Origin of the sequence: Mucilaginibacter mallensis, from assembly GCF_900105165.1 — a bacterium.
Classification (GTDB): domain Bacteria; phylum Bacteroidota; class Bacteroidia; order Sphingobacteriales; family Sphingobacteriaceae; genus Mucilaginibacter; species Mucilaginibacter mallensis.
In genome coordinates this window covers 133368-147041 of record NZ_LT629740.1, presented here as the reverse complement: position 1 = coordinate 147041, position 13674 = coordinate 133368, and the positions used below count along the sequence as shown (strand labels likewise).

8 protein-coding genes are annotated in these 13674 nt (G+C 38.3%); all 8 read right to left on the bottom strand.

Annotation, left to right across the window (positions count from 1 at the left end):
- Nucleotides 1-39: 39 nt before the first annotated feature.
- Nucleotides 40-1383: a helix-turn-helix transcriptional regulator gene (locus tag BLU33_RS00630; RefSeq protein WP_157682007.1), complete on the bottom strand. Its 1344-nt coding sequence runs from the start codon at nucleotides 1381-1383 to the stop codon at nucleotides 40-42.
- 558 nt (nucleotides 1384-1941) lie between these two features.
- Nucleotides 1942-4080, bottom strand: a complete 2139-nt coding sequence (locus BLU33_RS00625) for a hypothetical protein (RefSeq protein WP_091367719.1) — start codon at nucleotides 4078-4080, stop codon at nucleotides 1942-1944.
- Nucleotides 4073-4417, bottom strand: coding sequence for a hypothetical protein (locus tag BLU33_RS00620; protein ID WP_091367717.1), 345 nt, complete (start codon nucleotides 4415-4417; stop codon nucleotides 4073-4075). Before BLU33_RS00620 ends, BLU33_RS00625 begins: the two co-directional genes overlap by 8 nt.
- Before the next feature lie 983 nt (nucleotides 4418-5400).
- A complete protein-coding gene (locus BLU33_RS00615; protein WP_091367715.1) occupies nucleotides 5401-6174 on the bottom strand; it encodes a rhamnogalacturonan acetylesterase in 774 nt (257 codons plus the stop codon).
- Between the two features lie 38 nt (nucleotides 6175-6212).
- Complete coding sequence (locus tag BLU33_RS00610; RefSeq protein ID WP_232009364.1) at nucleotides 6213-7643, bottom strand: glycoside hydrolase family 28 protein; 1431 nt, start codon at nucleotides 7641-7643, stop codon at nucleotides 6213-6215.
- A 19-nt stretch (nucleotides 7644-7662) separates the two neighbouring features.
- Complete coding sequence (locus BLU33_RS00605) at nucleotides 7663-10506, bottom strand: glycosyl hydrolase (protein WP_197684545.1); 2844 nt, start codon at nucleotides 10504-10506, stop codon at nucleotides 7663-7665.
- Between the two features lie 2 nt (nucleotides 10507-10508).
- The gene (locus BLU33_RS00600) at nucleotides 10509-12116 is read right to left on the bottom strand and encodes an arylsulfatase (RefSeq protein WP_091367713.1); all 1608 of its coding nucleotides are present in this window, start codon (nucleotides 12114-12116) and stop codon (nucleotides 10509-10511) included.
- 53 nt (nucleotides 12117-12169) lie between these two features.
- Entirely contained in the window at nucleotides 12170-13660 is a 1491-nt protein-coding gene (locus tag BLU33_RS00595; RefSeq protein WP_091367711.1) for a RagB/SusD family nutrient uptake outer membrane protein, read from the bottom strand.
- Between the last annotated feature and the right edge of the window lie 14 nt (nucleotides 13661-13674).

The window sequence follows — 13674 nt, the reverse complement described above, 5'->3', positions numbered from 1 at the left end:
AAATTTGTGCCTGACAGATTTTGGTATCCAAGTAAGGACTTAAATATTTGTTGCTATCCACATATTAATATCCTCATGAGAAGATATTCCAAATTTTTTCCGGATTCGGTATTTCTTTGCTTCTACAGATCTTACTGTCATATTCGCATATCTGGCTATTTCTTTTGTATCAAAATTCATCTTAAGGTAGACACAAAACTCGAAGTCACTTGCACTTAGATCAGGGAATCTTGCCAATAATCGACCGCTAAAGTTTGGGATAAGCTCATTAAACTTAATAAAAAAAGCAGGATCTCTTTTCTTTGCCAATTCAACCAACATGCTAAAAGCATCTATTTCAGCTTGTGATCTAGATTCAGCAAGGGAATCTAAAAATTCTTTTTTATCTGTTACACGTTTGTCTTTTTCCTTTTTTAACATCTTAAAACTGTGATAGTAAGCCAAAACGAAAATTGTAACTATGCTGAACGTAATTATAACAAGTATTTGTAGTAATCTATTTTTATTTTTTGTAAAGAATCTTTCATGGTCACTATCAATCTCACTAATAGCAACAGGCATGCCTTTCTTTTCTAAAGTAGTAATGCTATCCGAAATGGCTGTATATAATTTAAGATAGTACATCGATTTACTATCGTTGTGATTTAAGCTGTAGGTTTCATAAAGACTTTTATAGAGACTCTTAAATTCATACATATAGTTTGACCTGCCAACTAGCTGAAGGGAACGATGGAAGTAAACAAGCGCTGAATCATATTTTTTTTGTGTGAAGAAGAACGATCCTGCTTTTTTTGTTGCTACTTGCAGGGCATAGGGATATTTTGTTTGCTCAGCAAGTTTTAGAGATTTGAACAAATAAAACCGGGCAGAATCGGGTTGATTCTGCCTACCCCAGTCGCTGCTTAGGTTGCCACAAACAATTGATAAAGCAATCACTTGTGTAGTAGAATCAGCGTTTAACAGAGATACATAAGCCTTTTTGTGGTAAAAATATGCAGAGTCAAACCTATTTAAAGCCAAAAAATCTTCCCCAATTTTGTTACAAGCAATGCTATAAATTAAATCCTTTGATCCAATCTTGCCATTTAGTATCCTTTTTTCTCGCTCAATGGCAATATTGTAAAGGCCAAGCTTGTTTTCGTTATCTCCATATACGCGATTAATATCTGCTTTAAGCTGTTCAGAATTTTGAGTATACCCTTCATGCTCTGCAATAATTAAATGCCGGATACTTTGTTCAAAATCTCCACGCATATTCAGAGCCTTGCCAATTCTAAAATTTGCTATTGCAACTCCCTTTGAATAAGATATTCGTTTAGCATCTTGCGCGATTTGTATGTTAATGTCTAAATATTCTTTAGATTTTCCCTGAAACAACAACATTTCACTGTTTTTTAATCTTTTGTCAATTTGTTGTTGGTTAACGGGAGTGAATCGAAATGAACCGAAAAGGAACAAAAAAACAGAGTGTAAGAGAAAATTTCATCTAATGTATTGTGCGATTAAATAAATCAAAACAAGGGTTTTAAATTTTATATTGATGATTAATATATTAAAGGATATTAATTATAATTAAAGATTTATTCATAAGCAATTTCTACCTATTTAGGGATATTACCAAATCTGTTTTTAAATCTTCGATAAGATGTATGTTAAACTTTTCTCACCCAAAATACATACAACAATATTAATATCAAGTGATTATATTATCATAACATATAATTACGAAGGATATATTAGAGTATAGTTGTAAAATATTTCCCAATAGAGGAATAAGTAAAATAGGGGTTTAACAAAGAGATATGGAGAAAAAGATTTGCTGAATCATTATACTGATAGCGTAAAATGTACAGAAGCAGAACACCAGGGAGAATACAATCTTAAGTGTGAAGATATCTTATTTGATTGCAATTAATGAGAAAATTTAATTTTAAACACCTATTATCCGATACAAGCTACTTGATTTCCTAAAAACAGGCAAAGGCTTAATTGATTTTGCCGGATCATTTTTTTATAATCATAAAGAATTTGTTTATATAAAGTGCTATAAACGTTACTATTCTCATCTTTTAAATGAAGTGCGAGTACATAAATCTTAAAAAGTTTATTATCTAATTTATCAACGATTACATTAATAACTCTAATGTCTGTAAGTATGGATGCGTATTGCTCACAAGAACTACTTACTATTACCTTAGCTGTATTAAATAATGATTCCATAAAAGGAGTTATGTGGTTTTTACACCTATAAAAAGTATCTTGTATAGAATTATATATTTTTGCCGCCTCCTCTATGTCGCGCATTATAATATATTCATTTATCATAATAACTTTAAAAAGAATATTGTAAGCGGTGGGACTCTCTGTTATCGGCCTATAATGCTTATTTACAGCATTTATAAATCGAATTGTTTTTTTGGGATTTTGACAAATTTTTAAGGTAATAACTCCAATAAAATATAATACATCATTAGCAGGTCTATCACGAAATCCACTTCTCTTGATTGGAGGATTAAAACAAAACTGGGTTATATCATCAAAGCAATCATTTTTAATAACCCCATATTTAAAATAAGAATAAATAGCTTTAAAACAGCTTAATGGATTGATGGGAAGTCCAATATAATCCTCACTCGAGAAGGCGCTCATTCGATTAATATATTTTTCCAATCCATTTAAATCAAGGGCAATTATCGAAATGATGGCTAAGTTTGAATATACCAGGATTTGCTTTTCTGTGGATAGTTTGTGGTTTAATAAAATATTAAGGGCCTTTGGATAGTTCAAATTGATCAATTCTAACCCAAGATAAAAATCAAAAAAGTCCTGATCACAATCATGATTAAAATATTGGATTAACGCATCATTATCATTTATTTTAAGCACATCATTATTAAGCAGGTCACTTAAAAAATCTATTATCTTTAGTTTATCATTAGCTGTTAACTCAATTTTTGATACAAGATGCAAACTATTATATTGTCGTGTTTCAACGACGTAAATCAGATGCCATTTAATTATTCCAAGCCTGTATTCAATATTTAAAAATTGATTAATAGTTTGTACTAGTTTTTCATCAAATAAATCGTTATTGTTAAAAAGAAGAGTTTTTGCAATTGAAAATTCACAAAAATAAGCATTGCCAAACTCAAGATTAGTTTTGTACAGAATGTCATATTCAGTATTCAATTCTTGAAAAAAGCCAATACTCAACAACTCTAGATAAGCGTTATTATATCTTTTTATCAAATCAATCACCTTACATTTATCTACCTTAAATATCCCCTTCATTAAATCCATCTCCTTTACAAATCCCTTTATTAAAAAGGATTTTTCGGCAGAATATGGGCCTGCGCACAATTTGTCTGACATAAAGCTAAAAATCAGCTTATGGACGGACATTTTATCAATATTTTTAGGATTATAGTTGTTCTTGTACTGTTTATTATAAATCTGAAAATATAATGGATAACTGAGGATTTGTGTTAAATTATTTGGCAAGCTTCCTTGAATTCCTAAATTACAATTGATTGTCAGTTCATTAATTTCATTAATGCTTAAAAGCGGCGTATTGCTTACCGGATTTTGGTTGCTTAAATTTCCAAAAAAACAAACATCTAGCGTGTTCTTAAAAAGATAACTATTATTAACCCAGGTTGACAAGCGCATGGTTAAAACGAGTTTAAAACAAGCATTCAATCGATAAATAGAAATAATATCTATCAATTGATTTATAAGTACCTGGAACTGCCCATATCTAAACAAGTTTTCATCAATGCCATCAATCATAAGAAAAACATATCCATCCTTCTTATGCTGATTTTCCAATAAAGTAACAAAATGCTCTTCATTGGAATATCCCATTAAAGAAATCAACCAACTATTTAAATTCCCCCCACCTAAATGAACATTCATTAAAGCATTACAACTAAAAAACAAGATTATGTCATTAGATCCTGTTATTGCCATTCTTTCCTCTATCCAATGACAAAGGGCTAAAGTTTTACCATATCCTACCGGGGCTACAAGTACGGTTGCTGTATATGTACTGTTTAAAAATGCTTCAAAATGATCATCCATAAACCTTCGCTTGATTGTCATTGCGTAAAGGTATACCTGATCTGTTTTTTAAAGCCTGAAGCGTAAAGGCGGTCATTTTCATGGCTTTAGCTTTCAAAATATCTAAGTCAACAACATGCGTTTTAGAATTTATGGATATATTGTTATGTTCTTTGATAAAATCATCCCAGTTATTGTAATTACAATATTTTGTTAGTGTATCTAATGTAAATAACGAAGGATTATGTTTGGCTAGTGCAAAACCATAAAAACGTTTGATGGTAGTTTCACTGATCCGCTTTTTGGTTTTCTTAAAAATCATCATTTCAAGACTTTTACAATCAGCTGGAATATCCATTTGTAAACCAGAAATCTGAATAATGTTTTTTTTTAAAGCTTCCGATGTGATGTGTAGAAAATTTTGACATTTTGGGCCCTGTAGTTCAGCTCTTAATTAATCTTTATTTAATAACAGTAGTATGTAATTTTATTATGATTTAGATGATTAATCATAAATTGATAGAAGCCAGATTCACTAAATAAGTACATAAAAAAATTCCACCAGTGTTAGGATTAAACTAATAATTCAAACTTTCGCTAAGGAAGGTATTCCGGCAAGAAAATTTAAGAAAAAAGACTACTCATTTATACTCAAATAATATTAAAATACTGATTATAAGGCATTTGAAAAGAAGTACAAAATGAAAGTTAATCCAAAAGAAACAAGCATTTATGACAAGATAAACTTAAACTGCATTACTCCTAAAACATGATATTCTAATGGTAATAAACTAGGTTCATCTCTTATTTTTATAATGTAAATAATAAGTATTTGCCCCATATTGATTAACAATGAGTTATATAAACGTGTAATCAAAAGATATTCTTAAAGACTTTTAGGATTTGGTTGAGAGAGTTGACAGGATTCGAACCCAATATAAACTGATGTATAGGCATTTATATTTTCTATAGAAATGCCGATAAACAAAAAATTCGGGCGGTATTTAATTTGCCAATTGATAATTTCATCATGAATAAATCGCCCTTTAAATAGTCAATTTAACTTAATATAATAAAATTGATTCGAATACAACCGGTTCTCTTACTTAGTAGTTCCTTCATCATTTTTCGGACTATTTCGTAACTGAGTTAAAGCAATCGAGCCCTTTAAGTGTTAATAACTATTAAATATAATCCTTGCGTAGCCGTGCCTTGACTTCTTTGTTGTGATTACTTTTCTTTTTGACCTGTCTCATTCTAAAAAAGTTAACATTAGGTCTTGCCCGCTTTTTGGTTTACATCCCATCCGTACAGTTTTTAAAATACCAATAAAAATCTGAATCAATTATGTTTTATAAGATAGTCATTCAATGAAAATCCGGGTAAAAGAGCGATGCCTTGAACCACCGACTCGGCATTAATGATGGCCCCGGCTTTGTTAGTATGCGTATGATCAATTGGAAAAAAGTCTTTCACTTTGTCTGGCCCAATCACATTGTATTTTTCGGCTGTTAAACTATTCAGATCAATAAAAGGAACATTCTCCTGCTGAGCAACTTCTTTTGCCCATTTACCGAAGTCCTGATCTGCCAAAACAACTTTCCCGTTAACCCATATATTACGCGGGATCATAGATAATACAACAGGTATGGCTCCTTTTGCCCTGGCATCTCGCACATACTTACGAATGTACCAGCCATAAGTATGCACTGTTTCTTTTTTACCACCGGGCCATGTCAATACCACGGTATCTTCACTGGTACCCTTCAGTGTGCCACGATAACCGGCTTTGCTGGTATCGGGTTTAGCACCGTCATTATGCCCGAACTGCATCATTACATAATCGCCGGGCTTTAACAAAGAATCGATATGGCTCCATCTGCCTTCTCTAAGAAAAGTACGTGTGCTACGCCCCGGTATTGCCTGGTTACTTATGTTAATCCTGTTGGTATCCAGGTAATCAAGAAGAATAGTTCCCCATCCCCACTTTTCTTTATTGTTATTCCGTACCGTAGAGTCACCGATAATGTATAAAGTTGGCTTTTGTTGATAAGAGAAAGATGTAGTAAGCAGGCTTACTAAAAGTACTATTGAAATTTTATATAGCTTATTCATGTCTATTGCAAAAACATAGTTTTCGTACTCATTTATTATTACAATTTAACTTGTTCTGATTCGGTAATATTCACTTTTCTGCCATCTTCCGCAACTATCGATACCCTGTCAAAAGTCCAATCACCGGCGAAGCTTATGTTGCCGGCGCTTTTAGCTTGGGTACTTACATCCTGAAAGTGGAAGCCTGTGACCAATGATTTGGGCAGCCCGGTTACACTTATCGCCTGCTTTGCGCCTGAAACGTGGATATCGGAGATATAAACATCTTTAAAATGAGGTATACCTTTTTCAGCAGGCTCAACCTTTGCCAGCATTTTTTTCCAATGCGGAGGTATGTGCGCAGTGTCATACCCGGCCGGTAAGGCTGAATAACTGTAGGCCGGGTTCCAGTTCATATTTACAGCGATAGCTGTACCCACGTCTTTCATTTCTATATGCTGGAAATGAATATCCTCTACCGTACCGCCGCGGGTAACAGCAGATTTAATATTTAGCCCATTTTTTGTTCCGATAGCTGAAAGATGCGTTGCCCACACATGCCGTATACTGCCTGATGTTTCACTGCCAATAGTTAGCAACCCGCTGCCAGCCCTGGCTATGCAGTTACGTATAACTACATATTCTGTTGGTCGGCTAACGCGCAGGCCATCCCAGTCACGCCCTGCTTTCAGGCAAAAGTTATCATCGTTGCAATCAATATCACAATTCTGGATTAAAACATCAGCGGAAGAATCCACATCAATACCGTCAGTACTCGGACCATGGCCGTCAATGTTATTAAGTATTGTTAATCCATCAACCGTAATAAACTTTGAATACAATAGCTGTACCGTCCAAAAGCCAGCCTGCTCAATGGTAACTCCGCTAAGCATCACATCTTCAGCATCCGAAACCAGGATCGCCCGGGGCCGCTTCGCATCATAGTCAATAATCCAGCGGAGCCCTTGCGCCTCATAATTTTTACGCATTTGCCAGTATTTATCCCAAAAAGGTTTCCCTTGCGCATTAATAATACCGCCCCCCGTTATGGATACTTTATGCTGATGTAAAACATTGATAAGCGCCGAGGGCCAAAGCATTTCAATTCCGGCAACACGGGTAGGTATTTCAGGATAATCATCAATATCCTGGCTCCCTAAAATCTCCACGCCTTTAGCAATTTGCAGCTGTATATTTTGTTTTAGATAAATAGCTCCTGTTAAATATTTACCCGGGGCAAATGTTACTATCCCTCCACCCAGTGCCGAACAATCATCTATAGCGTTTTGTATAAACTTTGTATTTAATGTTTTGCCATCATTTACAGCACCGTAAGTGGTGACTTCAAAAATCTTATTTTTTTTAGCCAGATGGTGAGCCCCGGCATTTTTAACCCATGCCGGTTCCATGTCAACAGTATCCGCGTATGCGGCACTACCGCATATCAGCATCACAGCGATAACAGCCCATAAACGATCGTATATTTTCATGCCTTTGCGTAGATATTCACTAAGGATTCAGATACTTAAGTGGCTCAAGCTTTACAGGCCCCATCAAACCGGATGGTTTAAGTTCCCAACCGGAAGCGTTGAATAAACCATCGGTACCACGGTCTTCCTTGAAATGTGCCGGGAAATTGGTATTATAAAATATCCTGTAAGGAATATTCCGCTTGTCCATATCAATAATGCGGTTAACCATTAAATTAGACACCCGGACCTCAAGTTGATTAACCTGCTTTAACAATCCGGCCGGGATTAGCAGCTGATAATTCGGCCCAATTAGCACAGCTAACTTTTTTCCATTTAAATAAACCTCTGCAGTTTCGTGCACTTCGCCTAAATTAAGTTCCCAAGCCGAAGCATGATAAGCGGGTTTAGTAAATGTTATGGAATAACTTGCCGTACCTGAGAATCTTTTTACATCATCGCCATCAAATGCAGTCCATGAGGTAAGGTTTGTTTGATGCACTTCAGCCGGTAGTACAGGGCCGCCCTCTAAGAACTTTACTGCCCACATGCCTTTTATAGCTGCCGATTTTCCTGTATACTGATAATAAGCAAAATTATTCCCCTTTACAGGCTGACTTGTTGTTTGCAGAATGCGGCTTTCACCCGGCAATAATTGCAGGTAAATTTCAGGGTAGCCATTTACATTGTGCCTTAGTTTTGCCAGTCCGCTTTGTTTAAACATAGGGTCGAACAAAACAACAGCATTAGCTTTTACACCTAATGGTACCCATTCATCCACTTTATTCTTGCTGTTATTTACCAGGAAATAATAATAGCCTTTATCGTATTGCCTGCGTGTAAACTGCAGGCCCTGATCTGTTAAACTTTCACGCTTTATTGCAGCAAAAGCAAGTAATTGATCAACGTCATCGCCTAAAAGGAATGCTCCTTTACCTATTACCGCCTTTTTAATATTGTTCCCGGCATCCGTAAAATTAAGCTTGGCGAGTAGTGTTTTAAATGATTTACGGTTACTATCCAGGTTAGCCAGACCAGGCACATCAACAGGTATATTTTTATAAATGATGACCTGTGCCCCCGCTGTTGCCAGTTGTACCAGCTTATTGAAGGTAGCAAGTGGGAGGTAATGAATATCGGATAAAATAATGGTTTGATAATGCTGATCAGCTACATTGAGCTGGCCCACGGTTCCATCAAGATTAGCAATCTGCTTGTCTGATATATAATCGAATCCATATCCGCTATTCAGCATTGTGGTAGCTGTAGCCTCAAAACCCGTCCCTTTAAATTCGGGTAACATGTTGTCATAGTGTTTTAACAGTGCCTTACCTGCCTCGCTATAACTATCAAAAATGGGGTAATATAACAGCACCTTATTATCCGCTTTTCCAAGCTGTAAAAACGACTGGCAGCGGGCAATGTATTGGTTTAATGCTGAAAAGTCTCTCCATGTAGGATCATTCGGTACAAAATGTACGGCAGCGTAAAACAACCATCCAGGCCATTGAGCTGATTGCGGCGAATAGCTGATACCATGATAAAAAATGTGATTAACCCCACCCAAAAGGTATTTGTCTATAGCCTGCTTTACATCGCTTATAGAAGACAGGAAATGCTCATTTAACCAGGTGGCTGACTCAGATGACACCAGCTTTTTACCGCTTACATGTGCCGCAGAAGTAGCAAACCTGAAACGCAGGGGATCTTTTCCTTCAGTTTCCGGAATATCACTTGCGCTGTACAGATCCAGTATATTTGCCGGCGAACCATGCGGCTGATTACGTATCAAAGCTCCCCTCGCATTTGCCCAGGAATGCCACGGCAGGGTGAAGTTGTAAAGCATCAGATCTGATATAGTTTCGCGGTAATCGCACAATACACGTAAATCATCTTCTGTAGGTGTTTTGGCAAACAGTTGCGGCAAATGTTCACGCAAGTCATATCCCCTGCGCTTTTTAAATTCATCAAAAATCTGAGGCGTAAAGTTGGCTTGCCCCCGGGCATCATCCACTTCGTAGGAGTCATTAAAAAATGCGCGGATACCGCTCAAATCCCTGCCCTTAAAAGCTTCAGAAAAATGATTGAGGTAAGTTTTAATGGCCGCTTCAGAAAAATGATCAATAGCAAAGCCTTCAGCGCCGGGAGATGCCCGCTCCACCATTTTGCCGTGCCAGCCCATAAAAACAGCATACAGGTTCCAATTACCGGCCGGAGCTGTCCAGTTAAGTTTACCTGTAGCATCTACTTTATTTGTAATATCTATACTTTGCCCAGTATCGCCATAGGCCATTAAAACCTGTAGCGGAAGCGGCTTTTTAAATTTCACCTGTACCAATGCCAGGGCCTGAAGGTTTTTAGTATTGCCTATCGGATCAACCAATGTTTCAATGGTCGGGACTGCTCCTTCGGCAGTAACCAAAGGCTGCTGTATGTACTGTACGGTATCTTTTAACTGCTCACCTGCGTGTAAAGCATAGGTTTTTACAACTACATCTTTTGCAGCATCGGCATCGCCTATCCACGGGCCGCCAAATGGCCAGCCGCTGGCATTGGACATATCAATACCCAGGCCTAACCGTTTACCTTCTTTAAGTGTATAAACCAACTTATCAACCCAAGCCGGCGACAAGTATTGTATAAACTGGCTTTCGGAACCTTTAGCACCATAAATGGGTGTAAGTTCCAGGCCACCTAAACCGGCGTTATGGTAAAGCTGCATATTGCCTGTAAGGTCTTTTTCGTTAACTGCGCTACCCTGCCACCACCAGCGTGCCCAGGGCTTGGTTTGGCTGGTAATTTGCGGCCACGAGATTTGTGCAGATACTTGTAAACTTAAAGCACAGCAGGCACTCAGCAATATCACTTTACGCATCATAGCCATGTTTATTCGCCTTTAGATTTACCTAACTGATCGAACGGAATAACATCGGCACGTGCTGCCCAGTCATTATATAAAGCCGAAAGCTCTGCTACTTTTTCAGGATATGATGCACTCAGGTCATTTCCTTCAGAACGATCTGTTTTTACATTGTAGAGTTCCCATTTATTTGCCGGGCGCTGTGATACGAGTTTCCAATCGCCCTGCCTTACCGCGCGGTTTCCTTCGTGTTCAAAAAACAACCCATTATGGCCTTTCCATGGCTGCCCTTTAAATAAGGGGACCAAGCTCACGCCTTCTGTGGGTGTAATTACATTTCCGTTATAGGTTTTAGGGTACGATACTCCGGCCAGCTCTAGACAGGTCGACATCAAATCGATAATATGTGCGGGCTGGCGCTCAATACGGCCCGGCTTAATTACGCCGGGGTAATACGCTATAAAAGGTGTAGCTGTACCGCCTTCATACTCCCAGTGTTTAAACAAACGGAAGGGGGTATTGCTAACATTAGCACCCAATGTTTCATAGGCAGTAAATGAAGTTGGGTCAGTGGCTGGTTTATAATTAGCCGCCAATACTTCTGGTGTAAAACCGGGGCCCTTAATACTTTCGTTGCTGGCACCATTATCAGACAGGAACATTATTACGGTATTTTTATCTTCACCTAATTCCTTCAGCTTTTGCCTGATACGGCCAATGTTCTGATCCATACGGTCAACCATTGCCGCGTAAACTGCCATTTTAGTATCGAATTGTTCTTTTTGTTCCGGAGTTAAACTATCCCATTCGGGGATGCTTTTATCGCGTGGTGAAAGTTTTTCATCTTTATCCATAATACCCGACGCCTTTTGCCGTGCCAGGCGCTCCTCGCGCAGCCTGTCCCAACCCTGCATGTACTTGCCTTTATATTTGGCTATGTCCTCGGGCAATGCCTGTATTGGCCAGTGCGGACTGGTGAACGCCATGTATAAAAAGAATGGCTTATTTGTTTTCTTATTCCCCTCAATAAATTTAATAGCATAATCGGCATAAGCATTGGTGGAATACCATCCGGGCCCTGGCGTAAACTCTTTATTATCTAAAGCAATGGTCAGTTTTTGGTTAGGGCGATAAGGCATGGTGGGCGTAAAATAACTGCTCGCGCCATCAATCAAACCAAAATAATGATCAAAGCCTCGTTTAACAGGCCAATGTGCCGTATCTGTACCTACGTGCCATTTACCGGCCATCAACGTATTATAACCGCCTGCTTTAAGCGCCTCGGCTATGGTAACGCAATTGTTATTCAGGTAACCCTGGTAAGCAGGCACATCGCGATGATTTACCATATCGCCAACGCCTGCCTGGTGCTGGTATAAACCTGTAAGTAATGAGGCACGTGTTGGGCAGCAACGGGAAGCATTGTAAAACTGAGTCATGCGCAGGCCGTTTTTTGCTAAATCATCCAGGTTTGGTGTTTGAGTTTCCGCACCATAACAGCCAATATCCGAATAACCCATATCATCAGCAAGAATGATGATTATATTAGGCCTACTGGCTTTTTGTTGTGCAGATATGGTATTATTAACGCTGCACCATATAAGGGCAAGCATTATATAAGATGTGGCTTTCATAGTTTTATAAGTTTTTAAAATTTACTACGATGCAATAGTTTATAGATAGGCCATTAATTATAGCCTGCATTTTGTGTATACAAGCCCGGCTGGGTTTGGAGTTGTGTTGACGGAACCGGGTAAATAACGTAATCAGGAATAACCGTATCAATGTTTCCTAAGCCATCGCTTGCAATCCAGGCGTTCATCGTCGTAACCGCCATACCTTCACGCACCAGGTCATTCCAGCGCAGCCCTTCACCAACAAATTCCCGGCGGCGTTCTTCCATTAGAGTAGTCAGATTTACGTTAGCAAGTGAGCCTACGCCTGCGCGCGCTCTTACCTGGTTAACAATTGTATCAACATCCGCCTGTGATCCTGAAGCTCCGTTCAAGATACATTCGGCTTTCATTAGTAATATATCCGTGTAGCGTAAAACAATAAAATTGATAGGCCAATCAGTACCACTGGTGCCTTTTTTAGCAACATTAATATATTTTTGAATAAAAGGGCCTAACGTATAAGTGGTTGCTATATTAAATGCATACCGGGTATCGGTGCCGCTTACTGTATTGGTAGTATAAGAATTTTTTAAGTTATTACTTACTGTGAATGAACTGGCGCCGTAACCATTACCATAAGTATTGGAAATGCCCAGGCTCGTCCAATAAGCAACCGGTACCAGATCACTCGGAAAACTACCTCCATTCAGACTGGTCGCATACTGCACGTCAAATAAAACCTCCGGGTTATCTTCATTAGCATAGGAAAATATAGAAGGGTAACTGCTTATAAAACTATACTGGCCACTGTTAATTACCGTATTGAAAAGGGCAAGTGCCTTGTCATATTCATTACTGGCCAAACCTGGGCCGTCAACTCCATAAGTTGGGCCCGAGCGGGTAAGATAAACTAGACCAAGTAACCCATCGGCAGCGTAGGAAGTTGCCCGTCCAATGTTACTACCGGTGTAGGAGGTTGGCAAATTAGTAGCTGCATATTGCAGGTCGCTGATGATCAACGTATATACATCAGCAACAGCATTACGCGGAACGGTGCTTACCTGGCCGGCTGTCAGCGGCGTGGATATAAGCGGTACTTTGCCAAACAACCGTACTAATTGAAAGTAATAAAAAGCTCTCAAAAAACGGCATTCCGCAGTGTAACGGGTCGCCAGGGCGCTACTGCCAATCACACTGCTTTTGGTGGAAAGTGCATTTAATACCGTGTTGGCATTATAAATCCCATTGAAATTATTATTCCAGGCGGTAGATAAAAACGCAGTTGATGCAATAGTGGGATAAAAGTCATTAATGCCGTCCCAGTCACGTAACCCATCGGATATGGCGTTGATGTTATCGCTTCGCATTTCATCCAGCCACATCATTTGGTCAGGATAAGTCTTTAACTGGGAATACACTCCATTAACAGCCTGTAAAAAATCATTATTATCGCTGTAAAAGTTAGAGGTTGCCAGGCTAGAAACCGGTTGCTGATCGAGCTGCTTATTGCAACTACTTATGGCTATTGCCATGAATAGTAATATATATATCTTTATTTTCATTGTTGATGATTGTA

Coding starts and splice junctions, on each gene's coding strand:
- BLU33_RS00630 (WP_157682007.1), bottom strand. CDS start 1,383: ATGTTGTTGTTTCAGGGAAAATCTAAAGAATATTTAGACATTAACATA.
- BLU33_RS00625 (WP_091367719.1), bottom strand. CDS start 4,080: ATGGATGATCATTTTGAAGCATTTTTAAACAGTACATATACAGCAACC.
- BLU33_RS00620 (WP_091367717.1), bottom strand. CDS start 4,417: ATGGATATTCCAGCTGATTGTAAAAGTCTTGAAATGATGATTTTTAAG.
- BLU33_RS00615 (WP_091367715.1), bottom strand. CDS start 6,174: ATGAATAAGCTATATAAAATTTCAATAGTACTTTTAGTAAGCCTGCTT.
- BLU33_RS00610 (WP_232009364.1), bottom strand. CDS start 7,643: ATGAAAATATACGATCGTTTATGGGCTGTTATCGCTGTGATGCTGATA.
- BLU33_RS00605 (WP_197684545.1), bottom strand. CDS start 10,506: ATGGCTATGATGCGTAAAGTGATATTGCTGAGTGCCTGCTGTGCTTTA.
- BLU33_RS00600 (WP_091367713.1), bottom strand. CDS start 12,116: ATGAAAGCCACATCTTATATAATGCTTGCCCTTATATGGTGCAGCGTT.
- BLU33_RS00595 (WP_091367711.1), bottom strand. CDS start 13,660: ATGAAAATAAAGATATATATATTACTATTCATGGCAATAGCCATAAGT.